The sequence below is a fragment of the Pseudomonas sp. HP_01 genome, assembly GCF_055284355.1.
In genome coordinates this window covers 16,710-37,166 of the sequence record NZ_JBTOPV010000056.1, presented here as the reverse complement: position 1 = coordinate 37,166, position 20,457 = coordinate 16,710, and the positions used below count along the sequence as shown (strand labels likewise).

Here is a 20,457-nt window from a genome sequence, read left to right as displayed (position 1 = left end):
CGAAGATGGCTCTTCGGCGGCGTTTTGTTTAGCGCATGAATCAGGCGTGTACGGGGGTCACGTCTTTCACATGGGTCGCTGGCTGCAAGGGCAGCAGCGGCGCATGGGGATCGGCTTCCACCGAAGCGCGCCAGGCATTGAGCCAGGCAGAATTGCCTTCGCTCCAGACCAGCTCGTGCAACCGAGCCAGTGCAACCGGGTCGCTCAGCAACTGCAAGCGCTCGTGGTTGTTCAGGAGCTCAGGGCCGCCTTTGATCGCATGACGTACACGCTCGACACGCATCCACTCGATCGGCTCGGCCTCGCGATGGCGAGAAGTTGCCAAGGCGCAGGCCAAAGCGTTCTGCTGCGGATCAACCACAGCGCGAACAAAGCCGTCGTTCAGCGCATGCCAGCGATTTTCATGGGTGTACTGGTCCGTAGACACTAGCTCTTGCGGCGGCGTGTGTTCTTCCGGAATCAGGAACAGCTTGGTGTCGCGCGCCTTCAAGCCCAGATTCGTACGGCTGGAGATAACCGACACCGGGATCGACAGCATCAACGAACCCACGATAGGCACCAGCCACCAGAGGAAGCTCGGGTTCAGCCAGGCCACCAGCAGCGCCCAGCAAAAGCCCAGCAGCGTCTGCGGCCCGTGGCGCTTGACCGCTTCGCTCCACGGCGTCGAGTCATCATCACGCTGCGGCGAGTTCCACGTCGCTGCCCAGCCCAGGAACGCAGCCAGTACAAAGCGGGTGTGGAAGATCATGCGCACTGGCGCCAGCAGCATGGAGAACAGCATTTCCAGCAGCATGGACAGGGTGACCTTGATGCGACCACCAAAGCCGGTCGCGCCCTTGGCCCAGATCAGAATCACGCTGAGCAGCTTCGGCAGGAACAACAGCACCACCGTCGTGGAGAACAACGCAACGGCTTTTTCCGGGTGCCACTGTGGCCACAACGGATACAGCTGACGCGGCTCCATGAAGTAGGTCGGCTCCATCAGCGTGTTCACCGCCAGCAGCGCGGTGGACAACACCAGGAAGAAGAACCACAACGGCGCCGACAGATAGGACATCACGCCGGTCAGGAACACGGCGCGGTGTACCGGGTGCATGCCTTTCACCAGGAACAGGCGGAAGTTCATCAGGTTACCGTGGCACCAGCGACGGTCACGCTTGAGCTCATCCAGCAGGTTCGGCGGCAGCTCTTCATAACTGCCCGGCAGGTCGTAGGCAATCCAAACGCCCCAGCCGGCACGGCGCATGAGCGCGGCTTCGACGAAGTCGTGGGACAGAATCGCGCCCGCAAACGCACCCTTCCCGGGCAGCGGCGCGAGGGCACAGTGCTCGATAAAAGGCTTCATGCGAATGATCGCGTTGTGACCCCAATAGTGGGATTCACCCAGCTGCCAGAAGTGCAGGCCGGCCGTGAATAACGGGCCGTACACGCGAGTCGCGAACTGCTGCATGCGGGCATAGAGCGTGTCCATGCCCGAGGCACGCGGCGCAGTCTGGATGATACCTGCGTCCGGCGTCGCTTCCATCAGACGCACGAGGCTGGTCAGGCATTCGCCACTCATCACCGAGTCAGCGTCAAGCACGACCATGTAGCGGTATTCACCGCCCCAGCGACGGCAAAAGTCATCAAGGTTACCGCTCTTGCGCTTAACGCGACGGCGGCGACGACGATAGAAGATCTTGCCGAAACCACCGGTTTCACGGCACACGTCCAGCCAGGCTTGCTGCTCGGCTACACAGATGTCGGTTTCGTTGGAGTCGCTGAGAATGAAGAAGTCGAAGCGATCCAGATCGCCCGTGGCCTTGACCGATTCAAACGTCGCCCGCAGACCCGCAAATACGCGAGGTACGTCTTCGTTGCAGATCGGCATGACCAGCGCAGTGCGCGCACCGGCTTCGATTGGCTCATTGCCCGCGCTTGCACCCGAAATACGGTACTTGTCGTGGCCGGTGAGCAGTTCCAGGAAACCCATCAGCGCGGTCCAGAAACCCGCCGACACCCAGCAGAACAGAATCCCGAACAGCAATAGGATGCTGGTCTGCAGCGCGTACGGCATGACCTGAACAGCGGTCTGCCAGAGGGTCTGATGACTGATTTCGTCGAACGAAACCAGCGACCAGCCCTGGTACGGCAGGATGCCCTTCATGTAGAAGCCGGCGACGATGGTCTGGCCCAGCATGAGGATCAGGAGGATGTAACGGCGGATCGAACCCACAGTGCGCCAGCGTGCCTTCGGCAGATCGCGCGGCAGATCGTCCTTGGGCGGTGGCGGATTGCTCTTGCCGGTCAGTCGACGCCAGCCGCGGTGCAGGATGTTGGTCCGCCACGGCTCCGGCACGACTTTGGTCCGACGAATCGGCGGCGTGGCTTTCAGGACAACGCGGCCGCTGGCGTCAACACTCAGCATCTCGGCTTCGTGCAGTTCATCAGCGGTCGTCAGGGTCAGGCGACGACCCACCGAAGCCTGGGCGGCCTCGGCGGAATCAGCGACGGTTTGCGCCGAAAGGCGCTCGTGCAGCTCAGCGAACGAGGTGCAGCTGGCAAGTTCTGCCCGCTGCGCGTCGGTCATCGGCAAATGCGCCAGGTACTCGCTGAGAGACTCATTCAAAGGCTCTGGCACCGCGTGTGAATTACTCATCGGCTGGCAACTGGTAGCTCCAGGTTTCGGTCAGGACTTGTTGAATCATGGCCGGCCCCTGTGGGGTGGATGCAGCCTGTACCGCTGGCTGCGGGGTATCTTTCATGCCTTTGTTGGCCTTGGCAGCGTCGCCCAGAGCGGCTTCAGGCTTGTACGCCTCGTCCGACTTGGCTTCGGCAACCTTGGTGGCATCGGCTGCCTTGGCGGCATCTTTGCTGTCGGATTTAGGGCCTTTAGCGTCCTTCATATCTTTCGCGTCTTTCGCATCACCGGCCTTCAAGGCGTCGGTTTTGACGATTTCGGCTTTCTCATCCTTCGGTGCAGCAACCACTGGCGCCGCAGCAACAGCCGCTTTGGCGTCAGCCTTGGTGGCCGGCTTCTTGTCCGACTTGTCAGCAGTGATGACCGCCGGCTCCTTGCCTGGTTCGGCAGGGGTTTCGCGCAGCAGGTAAGCACGCATTTCAACCGACTTGCCCGGATCCTTGACCTTCAGGCGCAGCGTCAGACGCCAGCCTTTGGTCACCGGGTTGTAGCGCAGGTTGTTCTCGACCAGATCGGTGTTGTCATCGGTGATGACCTGACTGCGGATCGACGGATCTTCGCCCAGCTTGGCGAGGGTCGGGCCAACGAAATCGACCAGGTAGGCAACGCTGCCGTCCGGTTGACGAATCAGGTTCGATTGCTTCACGTCGCCAGTGGAGCGCAGGGTTTGCTTGACCCAACCCAAGTCAGGCGAGTGAATGGCATCCTCATCCATGGTCCAGTGCAGACGATAGTTGAAGTCGATCGGCTGACCCGGCTCTGGCTGGGTTTCCGGCTTCCAGAACGCAACGATGTTGTCGTTGGTTTCGTCGGCAGTCGGAATCTCGACCAGATCAACGGTGCCCTTGCCCCAGTCGCCCTTCGGCTCGATCCAGGCGCTTGGACGTTTGTCGTAGCGGTCGTCCAGGTCCTCGTAATGGCTGAAGTTGCGGCCACGTTGCAGCAGACCGAAGCCGCGCGGGTTCTCTACAGAGAAGCTGCTGACCGAGAGGTGTTTAGGGTTGTTCAGCGGGCGCCAGATCCACTCGCCATTGGCTGCCTGAATCGACAGACCGCTGGAGTCGTGCAGCTCGCGACGGTAATTAAGGACTTTCGAAGGCTGGTTTGCACCGAACAGGAACATGCTGGTCAGCGGGGCTACGCCCAGTTTGCCGACCTTGTCACGCAGGTACATGCGCGACTGGACATCAACCAGTGAGTTGGTGCCCGGACGCAGGGTCAGCTTGTACGCACCAGTGGCGCGTGGGGAGTCGAGCAAGGCGAAGATGACCAGATGATTGTCATCCGGGCCCGGCTTCTCGATCCAGAACTCGGTGAAACGAGGGAATTCCTCACCCGATGGCATGGCTGTGTCGATCGCCATCCCGCGCGCCGACAGGCCATAAACCTGACCTTTACCGATGACGCGGAAGTAGCTCGCGCCCAGCATGGTCATGATTTCGTCTTGCTTGTCGTCTTTGTTGATCGGGTAAGTGACGCGGAAACCGGCGTAGCCCAGGTTCTCGGTCGACTTGGGATCGAACTTCACATCGCCGAAATCGAAACGACTCGGGTCGTATTTGATCTCGTTGACGGAGTTGGCGGTGACTTCGTTGATTTTGACCGGGGTGTCGAAGTGCATTCCCTGATGATAGAACGACACCTTGAACGGGGTCTTGTCATTGGCCCATTCGGCCTTGTCTTGCAGGAAGCGGATCTTTTGATAATCCGCGAACTTCATGTCGCGGAATTCGGCCGGAAGATTGCTCTTCGGCGCGGTGAATTTCTGTCCGGCCAGATCTTTGGCCTTTGTCGCCACGTCGTCGAGATCGAACGCCCAGAGCTGACTGGCGCCGAACAGACAAAACAAAGCCGACCCTGCCAGCAGTGCGCTGCGCAAGCGACCGCCCGGGTTCTTTGGTGCATTACATGGACTAACAATCACGAGCAACCCTCGCCGAAAACAGATGAAGAAACCAACGGCCAGCTATCAAATGCCGGGTTGGCGAGCATTGTTCCGACTCCAAAAGGGACCAATGATTCCCCAAGCGGTGTCGGACCAGTCTGCGTTTTACCGATTTAACGGGCCTTGGCCCGTCCTTGTAGCGCGCGATTATCCAGTAGCTCGCGTTACAACGCATCAGGGGACGCAAACTATTTATTGCGTTTGGAGCGAGTAAATCCGGGGCCATCAAACAGACCGGGCTGTTCAGGCCTCAAGCAAAAATGTCACAGGGCCATCATTGATCAGGTGAACCTGCATATCTGCACCAAACTGGCCCGTTTCCACCGTGGCGTGAGTGGTTTTGGCCTTTGTCACCAAGTAGCCAAACAGCTCGGCGCCGAGGGCCGGGGGTGCAGCTTTTGAAAAACTCGGCCGCATCCCGCTTTTGGTATCCGCCGCCAGTGTGAACTGAGAGACCAGCAGTAACCCGCCGTTAACGTCGACTAACGAAAGATTCATCTTCCCGTCGGCGTCACTGAATACCCGGTAGTTAAGCAGCTTGTGCAACATCTTGTCGGCGCTGGCCGGCGTGTCTTGAGGCTCAATACCGATCAGGACCATTAAACCCTGATCAATCGCGCCAATGGTCTGGCCGGCAACGTCGACGCGCGCCTGGGAAACGCGCTGAAGCAAGGCTTTCATTTATGCCTCTTCCGGCGGCAGATCCAGCAAGCGGCGCGCCACTTCTGATGCCGCGCGTACCAGGGCATCGGTGATGCCTGGCTCGGACGCCGAGTGACCGGCTTCGCGGATGACCTGCAGCTCACTGTTCGGCCACGCCTGGTGCAACTCCCAGGCGTTGTCCAGCGTGCAGATCATGTCGTAGCGGCCATGCACGATGATGCCCGGCAGATGGGCAATTTTCGGCATGTCGCGAATCAACTGATTTTCTTCAAGGAAAGCGCCGTTGGTGAAGTAATGACATTCGATGCGCGCGATGGACAGCGCACGATGGGGCTCGGTGAAGCGATCGACCACCTGCGGGTTCGGACGCAGCGTGGCGGTGCGCCCTTCCCACGTCGACCATGCCTTGGCGGCGTGCATCTGGGCGATTTGATCGTTGCCGGTGAGGCGTTTGTGGAATGCACCGAGCACGTCGTGGCGCTCGTCCGGCGGAATCGGCGCCATGTAGTCCTGCCAGTAATCCGGGAACAGGCGGCTCGCACCTTCCTGATAGAACCACTTGATGTCCTGGGGCCGGCTCAGAAAGATGCCGCGCAGAATCAGTGCATGAACCCGGTCAGGGTGCTTCTGCGCGTAGGCGAGGGAAAGCGTCGACCCCCACGAACCACCGAACACCACCCACTTGTCGATGCCCAGATGGGTGCGGATGCGCTCGAGGTCATCGACCAGGTGCCAGGTGGTGTTGTTTTCCAGACTGGCGTGTGGCGTTGAGCGGCCGCAGCCGCGCTGATCGAAGGTGATGATGCGATAGAGGTTCGGATCGAAATATCGCCGGCTCTGCGCGTCGCATCCCGAACCCGGCCCGCCGTGAAGGAACACTACCGGCAAGCCGTCCGGCGTGCCGCTTTCATCGACGTACAGCACATGCGGCTCTTCCACTGCCAGATCGTGCCGGGCGTAAGGTTTGATCTGCGGGTACAAAGTCTGCATAGGTGCTCCAAAAGTCCAGTTCAGGGGCTGCGATCTATCTGCCGTTGGGCATCATAAACCTGAATCAGCGAATGAACATGCCTGCCTGATTCTGACCAACTGTCATCCCCTGTATCGCGGGCACGTCTCCGCTGGCAGCAAGCATGAGCAAGATCAGCGCCAGAGTGGAACGATCAATGCAAGGCGTCCCAAGATCATGGGAAAGCGCCAGAGATTCGCCGCCTGTGTGCAATGACGGCGAACCGAGGTAGCTTGTTCGAGTCGAACCGAGGGTCGTGCATTCGCGTATTTTTCATCCGACCGGGAGGAAATAACCAATGACACGCCCTACAGTCTACGCACCCATTTAATCGTCAAAACAACTTGAGGTCGTACCCGATGTCTCCGGAACCCAACGTTCGTGACGCTGAAGTGGCAGCCTTCCGAGAAGCTGTGCTGAACAAACTCGAGTTTGCCGTCGGTAAAGACCCCGACCATGCCTTCGACCATGACTGGTTCATGGCAATTGCCTTGGCGACTCGCGACAAAATGGCGGAGCGCTGGATGAACCACACGCGCTACGTCTACCGGCAGGAAAAAAAGCGCGTCTATTACCTCTCCCTCGAGTTCCTGATCGGCCGTCTGATGTTCGACAGCCTGAGCAACCTGGGCATCCTCGAAACCGCGCGCGAAGCATTGAAAGGGCTGAACGTCGACCTGGAGCAGATTCGCTCGCTGGAGCCTGACGCTGCACTGGGCAATGGCGGCCTTGGCCGTTTGGCTGCGTGCTTCATGGAAAGCATGTCGACCCTCGGCATTGCCGGTCATGGCTATGGCATTCGTTACGAGCACGGTCTCTTCCGTCAGGCCATCGTTGATGGCTGGCAGCAGGAGCAGACCGAGAACTGGCTGGACTTTGGTAACCCGTGGGAATTCGAACGCCCTGAAGTGATTTACCAAATCGGCTTCGGCGGCAGCGTACAGCCCCAGCTTGATGCAGCCGGCGCACCGGTTCTGGATGCTTCGGGCGAAACCCGGCAGGTCTGGACCGCAGGCGAAACCGTCCGCGCGATCGCGTACGACACGCCGGTAGTGGGCTGGCGCGGCAAAGCGGTCAACACGCTGCGCCTGTGGCGTGCCCGTGCAGTGGAAGATCTGCACCTGGAACGCTTCAACGCCGGCGACCACGTCGGTGCGGTGGCGGAAGTGGTGCGGGCAGAAAGTATTTCCCGCGTGCTGTATCCAAACGACAGCACCGAAGCCGGCCAGGAACTGCGCCTGCGTCAGGAGTTCTTCTTCGTCTCGGCGTCGCTGCAGGACTTGCTGCGCCGCCACAAGAACATGGGCTACAGCATCAGTAGCCTGCCGGAACACGTGGCCATCCAGATGAACGACACGCACCCGTCGATCGCCGTGGCAGAGCTGATGCGCGTCTTGATCGACCTGCACGAGGTGGAGTGGGACGAGGCCTGGCGCATCACTGTCGGCACCCTGGCCTACACCAACCACACGCTGCTGCCTGAAGCGCTGGAGACCTGGTCCGTCGGCCTGATGGAGCGCATGTTGCCGCGCCACATGCAGATCATTTACATGATCAACGCCCAGCACATCGACAAGGTTCGCCTGGACTTCAAAGACGATCCTGCGCTGTTCGACCTGTTGCGCGCCGTCTCGCTGATCGAAGAAGACAACGGCCGTCGCGTGCGCATGGGTAACCTGGCTTTCCTGGGTTCGCACAGCGTGAACGGTGTGTCGGCCCTGCACACCCAGCTGATGCGCAAGACCGTTTTCGCCCACCTGCACAAGCTGCATCCGGACCGCATCAACAACAAAACCAACGGCATCACCTTCCGCCGCTGGTTGTTCCAGTCCAACCCGCAACTGACGTCCATGCTGGTCAACGAGTTGGGCGAGCAAGTGCTCGACAACCACGAGACCGCGCTGCTGAGACTGGAGCCGCTGGCCGACGACGCACGATTCCAGAAGGAATTCGCTGCCCAACGCCTGCAAAGCAAACAGGCCCTGGCGACGATCATTCAGGACCGCATGGGCATCGTGGTTAACCCTGAGGCGATGTTTGACGTCCAGGTCAAACGTATCCACGAATACAAGCGTCAGTTGCTGAACCTGTTCCACACCGTGGCGCTGTATCAGGCCATGCGTGCCGACCCGAGCACCGATTGGGTGCCTCGCGTGAAGATCTTCGGCGGCAAGGCGGCGGCCAGTTATCACTCGGCCAAGCTGATCATCAAGCTGACCAACGACATCGCGCGCACGGTCAACAACGACCCTACGCTGCGCGGCCGTTTGAAAGTGGTGTTCATGCCCAACTACAACGTCAGCCTGGCGGAAAGCATCATTCCGGCGGCGGATTTGTCGGAGCAGATTTCCACGGCGGGCCTGGAAGCGTCCGGCACCAGCAATATGAAGTTCGGCCTCAACGGCGCACTGACCATCGGCACCCTCGACGGCGCCAACGTGGAGATGAGCGAGCAGGTCGGCCTGGAGCACATGTTCATCTTCGGCATGACCTCGCAGGAAGTCGAAGCGCGCAAGCATGCCGGTGAGTTCAACGCGCATCAGGACATCGCCGCATCCGGGCGTTTGAATGACGTGCTGCAAGCGATTCGGGGCGGGGTGTTCTCGCCGGATGATCCTTATCGCTACGCCGGGTTGATCGATCAGTTGATCAACTACGACCGCTTCTTCGTCTGCGCTGACTTTGAGTCGTACTGGCACGCACAGGCCAAGGTCGAAGCGCGCTGGCACGATTCGAAAGAATGGTGGCGCTCGGCGGTGCTCAACACCGCGCGCATGGGCTGGTTCTCCTCGGACCGGACCATCCGCGAGTACGCGACCGAAATCTGGAACGCGCTGGATTAAGGGCGCGTGAGGTGATTGTCTCAACCGAGACGATCACCTTGATGTGACTGCTCGCTCTCGCAGCAAGTACAAATCCTGTGGGAGCTTGCTCGCGAAGACTTACTTTCATTCACCAGGAACGCCTGGGCGGGGACAGATTAATTTACGGTGAAGCGTTGTAAATAAATCAGTCCCCTTCCTCCCAACGTTCTCTCAACCCACCGTTTGGGCCAGCAGCATCAACAGATCAGCATTCGAACGCCGGATATGATTGCGCCCTGATGCACCAGCGACTCAGTTCTCCTTCCCCGACACAAAATGTTTCCCCTTTCCTGAGCCCCGATATACTTTTCGCCATCGCCGGTAATCGGCCGAAAAGGGATGTCGTCGCGTGCAATGGATTCTTATGCTGGCCGGGCTGGTGCTCGGGGCGCTTCTTGATGAGTCGCTGTTGGGCGGCGCTGTCGGTGCGGTCATTGGTCTGGCCGCGGGTTTGAGCTTCCGGCTGAGCGCATTGACGCGGGAAACCGCCGCGCAGAAAGCCGAACTTGCCAAGACCCGGCTGGACCTGGACGCCGTACAACAACGCTTAAGCCAGCTGGATTCCGCCGCCCAGTTGCCGGATGCGCCCGTGTCAGCGCCGTTAAATGTTCAGCCCATCGCAGACGACGGCCCGGAACTGCTGTGGGATCTTCCGGACCTCGAGCCAGTCACCCCGGATGTCGGCGATTCGGAATGGAGTCGCCCTGCACCGGCGCCATCATCCACAGCCCCGAGTTACGTGCCCGCCTCTCAGCACGCTTCAACCCAGCCCGCTCCTCCCCAGCACAGCCTCTTCGACAGCGCCTTACTGCGCGCGAAAAACTGGCTGCTCGGCGGCAACACCGTGCTGCGGGTCGGCGTGGTGCTGTTGTTTCTCGGCCTGGCGTTTCTGCTGCGCTACGCCACCGAAGGCATGGTCGTTCCGATCGAAGCTCGCTATGCCGGCGTCGCTTTGGCAGCGCTGGCGCTGCTGGGCCTGGGTTGGTGGCTGCGTCATCGCAATGAATCCTTCGCGCTGATGCTGCAGGGGACGGGCGTCGCGGTGCTGTACCTGACCGTGTTCGCCGCGATGAAAGTTCACACCCTGCTGGCGCCGGGCATGGCATTCAGCCTGCTGGTTGCGGTCACCGTGTTTTCGGCCATTCTCGCAGTCACGCAAAACTCCCTGGCCCTCGCCTGCGTCGCCGCCCTGGGCGGATTTGCCGCGCCGCTGCTGACGTCCTCTGGCGAGGGCAGTCACGTCGCGCTGTTCAGTTATTTCGCCCTGCTCAATGCTGGCATCTTCGCCATCGCCTGGTTCAAGGCCTGGCGCCCGCTGAACCTGATCGGCTTCATCGGCACATTCGGCATCGGCTTCGCCTGGGGCATGGACGCGTACACGCCCGAGCTGTTCTGGAGCACCGAACCCTTCCTGATTCTGTTCTTCCTGATGTACCTGGCCATCGGTCTGCTGTTCGCCCGGCGCAAGCTGCAGGAACACGCAGCCGGGCCCGACGACGACAGCCGGGAAGCGACCCTGCGCTGGTCCGCACGCCAAACCCACTACGTCGATGGCAGCCTGTTGTTCGGCACGCCCATCGTCGGTTTCGGCCTGCAGTACGCGCTCGTCAAACATCTGGAATTCGGCGCTGCGTTGAGCGCACTGGCGCTGGGCTTGCTGTACATGGGCATCGCCCGGTTCCTGGCCGGGCGCGCACCGGGTCGGGCGTTGCTGCTGGTTGAAACGTGCCTGTCGCTGGGCGTGGTGTTCGGGACGCTGGCGATTCCCCTTGGCCTGAGCGCGCAATGGACGACCGTCGCCTGGGCGGTCGAAGGCGCCGCGGTGTTCTGGCTCGGTATGCGCCAGAACCGCGTGCTGGCTCGAGGTTTCGGGCTGCTGTTGCAACTGGGCGCAGGGATCGCGTTCATGGGCGTGGTCGGGCGTTGGTATGTCCCTACGTTCAATCAGGGGGATTTCTGGACCCCCTTGATCATCGCGCTGTCTGGCTTGGTAAGCGCGCTCACCGTAGAACGCATCGGGACTTTGCGTCTGTCGCTAAGCGAACGTGTATTGCAACCTGCGTTGTTGATGTGGGGGACGCTGTGGTGGTCTGTCGCGCTGTTCATCATGACTGACCCTGTAGCAGGCACTAACGTGTTCTCGGCGTTGCTGGTGCTGGGTGCGGTCAGCGCCGGGCTGTGGACAATGGCTGCCCTACGCCTGAACTGGACGGGAATCGCTCAGCTATCGACGCTGCTGACGCCGATGAGCGCTGTGTTGCTCGCGCTGATGAGCTTCAGCCCCTATTACAACCCTGCCGCCGATTGGGGCTGGCTGGGCTGGCTTGCGGTGTTTGCGGTTCACCTGTGGTCCTTGAAGCGGCTCGACAAACTGCTGCTCCCGCGCCTGCGCGGTGCTGCCCACGTGATCGGCTGCTGGCTGATCATCGGCGTGCTCTCGCTGCAACTTCGTTACGGGTTGCTGGTGTTGTCGGAGGCGTATAACGCTTGGCGCTGGCTGGGCTGGGCGTTGCTGCCAAGCTTGTATTTGCTGGCGATGACGGCATCCCGCACGTGGCCCTGGCCTGTCAGTGCGTATCCGCGTGAGTACCGCGTCTGGGCTGCGGCGCCGCTGGCTGCATTGATGCTCGCCTGGTTCTGGATGGCGAACGGGTTCAGCGACGGCGCTGCCGATCCCCTGCCCTATCTGCCATTGCTGAACCCGCTGGAGCTGGGCTTGCTGATTACGCTGACCGGCATCTTCAGCTGGACCCGCCAGCAACTTCCGCAATTGGGCATCAGCGAGGCGCGTGCGCAGAAAGCGGCGCTGGTGATTGCCGGCGCGTCGCTGTTCGCGCTGATCACCGCCATGGTGCTGCGCACGGCGCATCACTGGGCCGGCGTGGCCTGGTACCCCGACGCGCTGTTTGAATCAATGCGCGTGCAGGCCGGCCTTTCCATCGTCTGGACCCTGACCGCGCTGGCGCTGATGATCGGCGGCCATCTGCGCGCCCGCCGCGACCTGTGGATCGTCGGCGCCGCACTGATCGGCGTCGTCGTGGCCAAGCTGTTCTTCGTCGAGCTGAGCAATCGTGGCGGTCTGGAGCGAATCATTTCCTTTATCGGCGTTGGCGTTCTGTTGCTGGTGGTGGGATATTTCGCCCCCCTTCCGCCCCGGCATCCGGCCCGAAGAGAGGGCCTGACCGATGCCGACGCGGCGGACCGGGCATCAAAATGAAGCGCGTAAGGAGTGTTCAGTTGAGTCGTCAGTTCGTCATCAAGGCCGCCCTGCTTGCCCCGTTGCTGGGCTCGCTGCTGTGCGCGGCGCCGCTCAGCCAGGCGGAGGATCTGCCGGATGATTTCACCACCCATGCGCCGCTGACCGTCAGCGGCGAAGGGCCTTGGTATCGGCTGGAATTGCCCCTCGGCGTGCAGCTGAACGCGCGCCAAAGCACTCTCAACGACGTGCGCGTTTTCAATGCCGACGGCCAGGCCCAACCCTACGCAATCACCCAAAGCCCGCCCCAGCGCGCAGCCGAGGCAAGCCCGGTCTCGGTGAAGTGGTTCCCGCTGTACAACAGTGATGCCGCGAAAGACGCCGAGCCGAAAATCCGCGTCGAGCGCACGCCCACCGGCACGCTGGTAGAGGTTCAGCCTCAGGGTGAGATCGAGGCGGGCGAAGAGATCCTGCGCGGCTGGTTGCTGGACACCAGCGCGATCAACGCGCCGCTGGATCAACTGATTCTGGACTGGAGCAGCGAGCGCGATGGTTTTCAGCGGTTCAGCATCGAGGCCAGTGACGACCTCCAGCATTGGCAGCGCTGGGGCGAAGGTCAGGTCGCGAGGCTGTCGTTCGCCGAAGAGTTGGTTGAGCAGCGCGTTGTTAATCTGCCGGGGCGCAGCGCCCGCTATCTACGCTTGCTGTGGAAATCGCCCCTGTCCGCGCCGACGTTGAACGCCGTGCAACTGATCAGCACGCAGCCCGGTGTGCTGCCGTTGAGCTGGTCGCCGGCCATCAATGGACGCGTCGAAAAACCCGGCGTTTATGTATGGCAACTGCCGGTGGCCCTGCCGCTGGAACGCATGCGGATCGATATCGCGCAACCCAACAGCCTCGCGCCCGCCACGCTTTATGGCCGTCGTGACAGCAACGCGCCTTGGCAGATGATCGACAACGGCCTGCTTTATCGGCTCAGCCAGAATGGTCAGGACGTTGTGCAGGACGAAATGGAGCTGCCGGGCAATGTCGTGCAGCAACTGAAACTTGAGGTAGATGATCGAGGCGGCGGCCTGGGCAAGGACGCGCCAGCGCTGAGTTTTGCCGTGCGTGCCACACAACTGGTGTTCCTCGGACGCGGCGCGCCGCCTTACAGCCTGGCGGTTGGCAACGCCACGGTGAAAAGCGCTGCGTTGCCATTGGCGACGCTGATTCCCGGTGTCAGCCCGGAGAAGCTGGCAGCACTGGGCAGCGCGTCCATGGCCGCCACACCTGTGGCGCCGGTTGCTCCGGCAGCGCCCGTGGAGGCCAGTGGTCCCGACATGAAGCGCATCGGTCTGTGGGCCGTGCTGATACTCGGGGTGGTTTTTCTGGCATGGATGGCGCTTGGCACGCTGCGTGGTTCTCGTGGCAAGTAACGCGCACGATAAAGCGCCAACCGAGGCGCTCAACTGAGGCGCCAGAGAATAAGTGCCGGGGTGATGACGCTGAATCGATCCGGCATCGAAAAAATTGCAGCCGATGCCCACCAATTCGTCACCCCGTCCGCGCTACGCTTAACGCACACCCGATGCGACTGGGTGCGACGATCCCTTGTGGGACCGGCTTCAGCCGGGAAGGCGTCGGTCGTCACGCTACAAGATTTGTGGTGTTCACACTGGCCTCTTCCCGGCTAAAGCTGGTCTCACTAGGATGTAGCCCGTGAACTGAATCACTACCTGCCCGGTCTGACAGGCAGTATTAAATCTCCGCTCACGCTAGACTGTGCGCGTTTTTATCCCCCATTTCGGAGCTCTCCATGTCCCGCGTTACCTTGAGTCGTTATCTGATCGAGCAGACCCGCACCAACAACACCCCTGCCGATCTGCGCTTTCTGATTGAAGTCGTGGCGCGTGCGTGCAAGGAGATCAGCCACGCGGTATCCAAAGGTGCTCTGGGCGGCGTGCTCGGCAGCATGGGCACCGAAAACGTGCAAGGTGAAGTGCAGAAGAAACTGGACGTGATGTCCAACGAGATTCTGCTCGAAGCCAACGAATGGGGCGGTCACCTGGCCGGCATGGCCTCCGAAGAAATGGACAACGCCTACCAGATCCCCGGCAAATACCCGAAAGGGGCCTACCTGCTGGTGTTCGACCCACTGGACGGTTCGTCCAACATCGACATCAATGCCCCGGTCGGCACGATCTTCTCGGTGCTGCGTTGCCCCAACGAGTATCTGAGCCAGAACGAAGCGCTGAACGAGAAGGCGTTTCTGCAGCCAGGCACACAGCAAGTCGCCGCCGGTTACGCTATCTACGGCCCGCAGACCATGCTGGTACTGACCCTGGGTGACGGCGTCAAAGGCTTCACCCTGGACCGCGAGATGGGCAGCTTTGTCCTCAGCCACGAAGACATCAAGATCCCGGAGTCCACTCAGGAATTCGCGGTCAACATGTCCAATCAGCGTCACTGGGAAGCCCCGGTCAAGCGCTACGTCGAAGAGCTGCTGGCTGGCGAAGACGGCCCGCTGAAGAAGAACTACAACATGCGCTGGGTCGCGGCGATGGTGGGCGACGTCCACCGCATCCTGACCCGTGGCGGTCTGTTCATGTACCCGCGCGACTCCCGCGAGCCTTCCAAGCCGGGCAAGCTGCGCCTGATGTACGAAGCCAACCCGATGTCGTTCCTGGTTGAACAGGCCGGCGGCGCGTCGACCGACGGCCATCAGCGCATCCTCGACATCCAGCCCGAAGGCCTGCACCAGCGGGTCGCCGTGTTCCTGGGTTCGAAAGAAGAAGTCGAACGCGCCACGGCGTATCACAAGGAATAAAGTTCTGAATGGCCGCTTTTGGCCTACGACGTGAATGACATGCCCGCCGCACCACTCTGTAGGAGCGCGCTTGCCCGCGAAATGCGGTGGGTCAGCAACCTATTCGTGACCGACAAAACGTAATCGCGGGCAAGCGCGCTCCTACAGGGTTCGCGGCGAGCGCTGAGTCCGTCATCAACATCAATGACTGACGTTAGGCGCTGCGACGCTGCCCCCCCCCTTCGATTCAGGAGCTTCATCTCATGTCTTTGCGCACTCTCGCGGTGTTGTCGTTCTGCGTTCTGCTGGCGGCCTGCAGCAAGGTCACTCAGGAAAACTACTCGAAAATCACGGCCGGCATGCCCAAGGCGCAGGTCGAGCAATTGCTCGGCAGCCCGACCGAGTGCTCCGGCGCGTTGGGCATGTCCAGCTGCACATGGGGCGATGCGAAGACGTTCATCAGCGTCCAGTACGCCGCCGACAAGGTCGTGCTGTTTTCCGCGCAGGGCCTTGAATGAGTATTCGTCAGGCATTGAAGTTCGGCGCTGTGGCGATAGCGGCGGTTTGGCTGGCTGGCTGTGCGGTCAAGTCTGAAAGCGAATCCATGGCGCCGAAGACGGTTGATCACGTCGACCTCAAGCGTTACCAGGGCACTTGGTACGAAGTGGCGAGGCTGCCGATGTTCTTCCAGCGCAACTGCGCGCAGTCCGAAGCGCACTACACGCTGAAGGATGATGGGAATATTGCCGTCACCAACCGCTGCCGTACGATCGAGGGCAAGTGGGAGGAGGCAAGCGGGACGGCTTCGCCGCAGATTCAGGGCAAGACCGACAAACTGTGGGTCGTGTTCGATAACTGGTTCTCGAACCTCTTCCCGGGTGTGGCGAAGGGTGATTACTGGGTGCTGTACGTGAGCCCCGATTACAAAGTCGCTCTGGTCGGCAGCCCGAGCCGCAAGTTCCTGTGGCTGCTGTCGCGCACGCCTCAGGTGTCGGACTCAGTGCGTAACGACATGCTGATGAGAGCGCAGCAGCAGGGTTACGACACCACCAAGCTGATCTGGCGGGTGGCGGATTCAAAAGTAGGCAAGGCAGACTAACCCTTCGCGAGCAGCTCGCTCCCACAGGATGTTCATATGTCCGTGGGAGCGACCGGTGTGGCGCTCCACATTGCTTGCGAGTGTCTCGGGGCACTCACCGCAGATGCATCAGCCCAGCAATTCCCGCAATACCTGAGTGAACGCGCGGCTGCTAGGGCCTTCATCGGCATGATGGCCGTCGCGGATCACCCAGCGGCCATTGACCATCACATCCTTGATCTGACGATCACTCCCGGCGAACATCCAGCGATTGAGAATGGCATCGCCGGACGCCGTCGCGAGATACGGATCGTTGCCGTCCAGCACCAGCCAGTCCGCACGCTTGCCAACTTCCAAAGCGCCTACCGGTTGCCCCATCGCTTGTGCACCGCCCAACAACGCCGCATCGTACAGCGTGCGTCCGACCATCGGTTGATCCGGCCGGTACAGGCGATTTCGACGTTGATCGCGCAGACGCTGGCCGTATTCCAGCCAACGCAACTCTTCCACCACGCTCAGCGACACATGGCTGTCAGAGCCAATGCCCCAACGCCCGCCCTGGGCGATGTAATCCACCGCCGGAAAAATCCCGTCGCCGAGGTTCGCTTCGGTGGTCAGGCACAGTCCCGCGATCGCACGACTTTTCGCCATCAACGCCACTTCGTCCGGCTGGGCATGGGTCGCATGAACCAGGCACCAGCGCCCATCGACCTCGACGTTTTCGTACAGCCATTGCAATGGCCGGCGACCGCTCCAGCTCAGGCAATCGTCGACTTCCTTTTGCTGCTCGGCGATATGGATGTGGACCGGGCAATGGCGGTCGCTGGCGGCCGTCACGTCGCTGATCTGCTGCGGGGTCACGGCGCGCAACGAATGAAAGCACAGCCCCAGCGCCTGGGCGGATTCCGCGGCGATGACGGGCTTCAGGCGGGACTGCAGATCCAGGTAACTGTCGGTGCTGTTGATGAACCGGCGCTGGCCCTCGTTCGGCGTCAGGCCGCCGAAACCGGAGTGGCTGTAGAGCACCGGCAGCAGGGTCATGCCGATGCCGACCGAACTCGCGGCCTGACTGACCTGCAGCGCCAGCTCGGCAGGGTCGGCATAGGGCTTGCCGGTGGTGTCCTGATGGACGTAGTGGAATTCCGCAACCGAGGTGAAGCCGCCCTTGAGCATCTCGATGTAGAGCTGCCGCGCGATGACGCCGAGCTGCTGCGGGCTGATCTGCCCGACGAGGCGATACATCAGGTCGCGCCAGGTCCAGAAACTGTCATTGGGATTGCCGGCCACTTCCGCCAGGCCCGCCATGGCGCGCTGAAAAGCGTGGGAGTGCAGATTGGGCATACCCGGCACGACAGGCCCGTTGAGCCGTTCGGCGTCACCGGCATCGGCGTCGGCCTGAACATGACTCAACAGCCCATCAGCGCTGACCTCGAAACGTACGTTGCTGGCCCAGCCGGTGGGCAATAACGCGCGTTCGGCAAAGAAAACGGACATGACTCGGCACCCCTCGCTTGAAATTGTCTATACATATACAGACGTTTATACGGTCGGTAAACTTCGCCGCGCTTGTCGGCACACGTGTTAATCGCTAGCGTGGACGCTGTAATCTCTTTCGCCTGAATAACGCCATAACAAGGATTTCTCTGTGCCGACTCCGCCTGCCAATTTGCCGCTGGCTTCCCAGATGGGTGACAGTCCGGCGCCGCTGTACGCCAGGGTGAAGCACATGATCACCCAGCAGATTCAGAATGGCACTTGGCCGCCGCACCACCGCGTGCCGTCCGAGAGCGAACTGGTGACGCAACTGGGCTTCAGCCGCATGACCATCAACCGCGCACTGCGCGAGATGACCGCCGAAGGGATGTTGGTGCGCATGCAGGGCGTCGGCACGTTCGTCGCCGAGCCCAAGACTCAATCCGCGCTGTTCGAGGTGCATAACATTGCCGACGAGATCGCCGCCCGCGGTCACGCCCACACCTGCCAGGTCATCATCCTCACCGAAGAAGCTGCCGGTTCCGAACGCGCGCTGGCGCTGGACATGCGTGAAGGCCAGCGGGTGTTTCATTCGCTGATCGTGCATTTCGAAAACGATATTCCCGTGCAAATCGAAGACCGTTTCGTCAACGCCCTCGTCGCGCCGGACTACCTACAGCAGGATTTCACTCAACAAACGCCCTACGCCTACCTATCCCAGGTCGCGCCGCTGACCGAAGGTGAGCACGTGGTTGAGGCGATTCTCGCCGAGCCCGACGAATGCAAGTTGCTACAGATCGAGCAGGGCGAGCCGTGCCTGCTGGTGCGTCGACGCACCTGGTCCGGCCGCCAACCGGTGACGGCCGCCCGCCTCATTCACCCCGGCTCACGCCACCGCCTGGAAGGACGCTTCAGTAAATGACTCAACTGACTGTTCTGCGCGCTGCGGACTACCCGCGCATGCCTTGGAAAAACGGTGGCGGCAGCACCGAGGAAATCACCCGCGATGCCGGCGAAGGCCTGGAAGGTTTCGGCTGGCGGCTGTCGATTGCCGACATCGCCGAGTCGGGCGGCTTTTCGGTGTTCGCCGGTTATCAGCGCATCATTACCGTGCTGCAAGGCACAGGCATGACGCTGAATATCGATGGCAAGAACAGCGAGCCACTGCTGCCGTCCGATCCGTTCGCGTTCAGCGGCGACAGCGCAGTGTCGTGCACACTGCTCGACGGCCCGATCCGCGACTTCAACCTGATCTACTCGCCAGCCCGCTACCGCGCGCGCCTGCAGTGGATCGATGTGATGCAGCCCCAGCGTTTTTTCAGTTCGGCCGATGTGTTTCTGGTGTTCAGCGCCGCCGAGCAGATGGCCGCCAATGTCGGCGAGCACCCGCCGCAAGTGCTCGAAAAACATGACTGCTTACAATTGGACAATGCCCCGGGCACGCTGCTGGAGACGGTGCTCTACGCCCCGCGCGCCAGCCGCGTGTGCGTGATCGAGCTGTCGCGCGTCTGAGTCCCGCCACCCCTGTGTTAGATTGCGTCTTTTTTTCGCCAGCACAGGGACGACCATGACGACGCTCAACGACAACAAAGAAAGCCCACGAGCCCTCGCCATCCTTGCCAGTTTTCTAGCATCGGAATCGGCAGGCGGCCTCGTGCTGATGGGTGCCGCCCTCGCAGCGATCATCGTCGCCAACTCCCCCCTCGCCCCCTCGTACTTCGCCGCACTGCACAGTGTCTGGGGCGGGCTGTCGATCGAGCTATGGATCAACGACGGGCTGATGGCGATCTTCTTTCTGATGGTCGGCCTGGAAATAAAACGCGAAGTATTGGCCGGTGGTCTTGCCACCTGGGGCCAGCGTGCACTCCCCGGTTTTGCGGCAGCGGGTGGCATGTTGGTGCCGGCGCTGATCTACATCGGCGTCAACATGGGCAACGCCGAAACCATGAGTGGCTGGGCGATCCCTGCCGCCACCGACATTGCCTTTGCCCTCGGCGTGCTGTCATTGCTGGGCAAGCGCGTGCCGACTTCGTTGAAGGTGTTTCTGGCCGCACTGGCGATTCTCGATGACCTGGGCGCCGTCACCATCATTGCGCTGTTCTACAGCACCGGCCTGGATATGGTGATGCTCGGCGCCTCCTTCGCGACGCTGGCCGTGCTGGTGATCATGAACCGCATGGGCGTGCAGCGATTGCTGCCGTACCTGCTGCTGGGTCTGCTGTTGTGGTTCTTCGTGCTGCAATCAGGCGTGCACGCAACGTTGGCCGGTGTGGCACTGGCCCTGTGCATTCCGCTGGGCACGCGTAAAGAAGAAGCCCGCTCGCCGCTGCTGTTTCTCGAAGAAAAAATGCACTACTGGGTGGCGTTCGCGGTGGTACCGATCTTCGGCTTTGCCAATGCGGGCGTGTCCCTGTCGGGCATTACTCTCGGCAACCTGGTCGACCCGGTACCGCTGGGTGTGGCGCTGGGCCTGTTTGTCGGCAAGCAGATTGGTGTATTTCTCGCAGCGGTACTGGCGATCCGGTCCGGGCTGGCGACACTGCCGGAAGGCAGCAACTGGCCCCAGCTGTATGGCGTGGCCCTGCTCTGCGGGATCGGGTTCACCATGAGCCTGTTCATCGGCAACCTGGCCTTCCCGGGTGCAGCGCATCTGATCGATGAAGTGAAAGTGGGCGTGTTGCTGGGCTCAATCGCGTCGGCGCTTGCCGGGGTGTGGCTGTTGCGCAGCAAGCTGGCTCAGCATTGATCCAGCTCTGACAGC

At 61.3% G+C, this 20,457-nt stretch carries 14 protein-coding genes; 9 read left to right on the top strand and 5 right to left on the bottom strand.

What is annotated here, in order from left to right; genetic code table 11:
• Positions 1-40 precede the first annotated feature (40 nt).
• From mdoH to pip, 4 genes are all read right to left on the bottom strand, one after another.
• Positions 41-2,638 carry a glucans biosynthesis glucosyltransferase MdoH gene (gene mdoH / locus ACYAR8_RS21910; RefSeq protein ID WP_074890805.1) on the bottom strand — a complete coding sequence of 866 codons (2,598 nt, stop codon included), beginning with the start codon at positions 2,636-2,638 and terminating at the stop codon, positions 41-43.
• On the bottom strand, positions 2,631-4,604 hold the full coding sequence (locus tag ACYAR8_RS21905; protein ID WP_463581048.1) for a glucan biosynthesis protein G: 1,974 nt from the start codon (positions 4,602-4,604) through the stop codon (positions 2,631-2,633). The genes mdoH and ACYAR8_RS21905 overlap by 8 nt, the downstream gene beginning before the upstream one ends.
• Before the next feature lie 264 nt (positions 4,605-4,868).
• On the bottom strand, positions 4,869-5,306 hold the full coding sequence (gene dtd, locus ACYAR8_RS21900; RefSeq protein ID WP_074890809.1) for a D-aminoacyl-tRNA deacylase: 438 nt from the start codon (positions 5,304-5,306) through the stop codon (positions 4,869-4,871).
• On the bottom strand, positions 5,307-6,278 hold the full coding sequence (gene pip, locus ACYAR8_RS21895; protein ID WP_463581047.1) for a prolyl aminopeptidase: 972 nt from the start codon (positions 6,276-6,278) through the stop codon (positions 5,307-5,309). It lies immediately after the preceding gene.
• Between the two features lie 378 nt (positions 6,279-6,656).
• Between pip and ACYAR8_RS21890 the strand changes: the two genes are divergently transcribed.
• The 6 genes from ACYAR8_RS21890 to ACYAR8_RS21865 all read left to right on the top strand — a co-directional run bounded on the left by ACYAR8_RS21890 (position 6,657) and on the right by ACYAR8_RS21865 (position 16,244).
• Complete coding sequence (locus ACYAR8_RS21890; RefSeq protein ID WP_463581046.1) at positions 6,657-9,140, top strand: glycogen/starch/alpha-glucan phosphorylase; 2,484 nt, start codon at positions 6,657-6,659, stop codon at positions 9,138-9,140.
• Between the two features lie 370 nt (positions 9,141-9,510).
• The gene (locus tag ACYAR8_RS21885; RefSeq protein ID WP_463581045.1) at positions 9,511-12,378 is read left to right on the top strand and encodes a DUF2339 domain-containing protein; all 2,868 of its coding nucleotides are present in this window, start codon (positions 9,511-9,513) and stop codon (positions 12,376-12,378) included.
• Positions 12,375-13,775, top strand: coding sequence for a DUF3999 domain-containing protein (locus ACYAR8_RS21880; RefSeq protein ID WP_463581044.1), 1,401 nt, complete (start codon positions 12,375-12,377; stop codon positions 13,773-13,775). Before ACYAR8_RS21885 ends, ACYAR8_RS21880 begins: the two co-directional genes overlap by 4 nt.
• Positions 13,776-14,155: 380 nt before the next feature.
• Positions 14,156-15,166 carry a class 1 fructose-bisphosphatase gene (locus tag ACYAR8_RS21875; RefSeq protein ID WP_065986681.1) on the top strand — a complete coding sequence of 337 codons (1,011 nt, stop codon included), beginning with the start codon at positions 14,156-14,158 and terminating at the stop codon, positions 15,164-15,166.
• 242 nt (positions 15,167-15,408) lie between these two features.
• Positions 15,409-15,663, top strand: coding sequence for an outer membrane protein assembly factor BamE domain-containing protein (gene bamE, locus ACYAR8_RS21870; RefSeq protein WP_065986688.1), 255 nt, complete (start codon positions 15,409-15,411; stop codon positions 15,661-15,663).
• A gap of 86 nt (positions 15,664-15,749) precedes the next feature.
• Positions 15,750-16,244 (top strand): lipocalin family protein, encoded by a 495-nt coding sequence (locus ACYAR8_RS21865; RefSeq protein ID WP_245760079.1) that lies wholly within the window; start codon positions 15,750-15,752, stop codon positions 16,242-16,244.
• Between the two features lie 108 nt (positions 16,245-16,352).
• Here ACYAR8_RS21865 and ACYAR8_RS21860 read toward each other — a convergent pair whose 3' ends face one another.
• A complete protein-coding gene (locus tag ACYAR8_RS21860) occupies positions 16,353-17,717 on the bottom strand; it encodes a formimidoylglutamate deiminase (RefSeq protein ID WP_463581043.1) in 1,365 nt (454 codons plus the stop codon).
• A 190-nt stretch (positions 17,718-17,907) separates the two neighbouring features.
• Here ACYAR8_RS21860 and hutC point away from each other — a divergent pair, with 190 nt between their 5' ends.
• Genes hutC through nhaA form a run of 3 tightly spaced genes read left to right on the top strand, consistent with a single transcriptional unit; the run spans position 17,908 to position 20,442 of the window.
• The gene (gene hutC, locus ACYAR8_RS21855; protein WP_463581117.1) at positions 17,908-18,618 is read left to right on the top strand and encodes a histidine utilization repressor; all 711 of its coding nucleotides are present in this window, start codon (positions 17,908-17,910) and stop codon (positions 18,616-18,618) included.
• The gene (locus ACYAR8_RS21850) at positions 18,615-19,208 is read left to right on the top strand and encodes a HutD/Ves family protein (RefSeq protein WP_463581042.1); all 594 of its coding nucleotides are present in this window, start codon (positions 18,615-18,617) and stop codon (positions 19,206-19,208) included. Before hutC ends, ACYAR8_RS21850 begins: the two co-directional genes overlap by 4 nt.
• Positions 19,209-19,263: 55 nt before the next feature.
• Positions 19,264-20,442 (top strand): Na+/H+ antiporter NhaA, encoded by a 1,179-nt coding sequence (gene nhaA, locus ACYAR8_RS21845; protein ID WP_108119133.1) that lies wholly within the window; start codon positions 19,264-19,266, stop codon positions 20,440-20,442.
• The last annotated feature ends 15 nt before the right edge of the window (positions 20,443-20,457 follow it).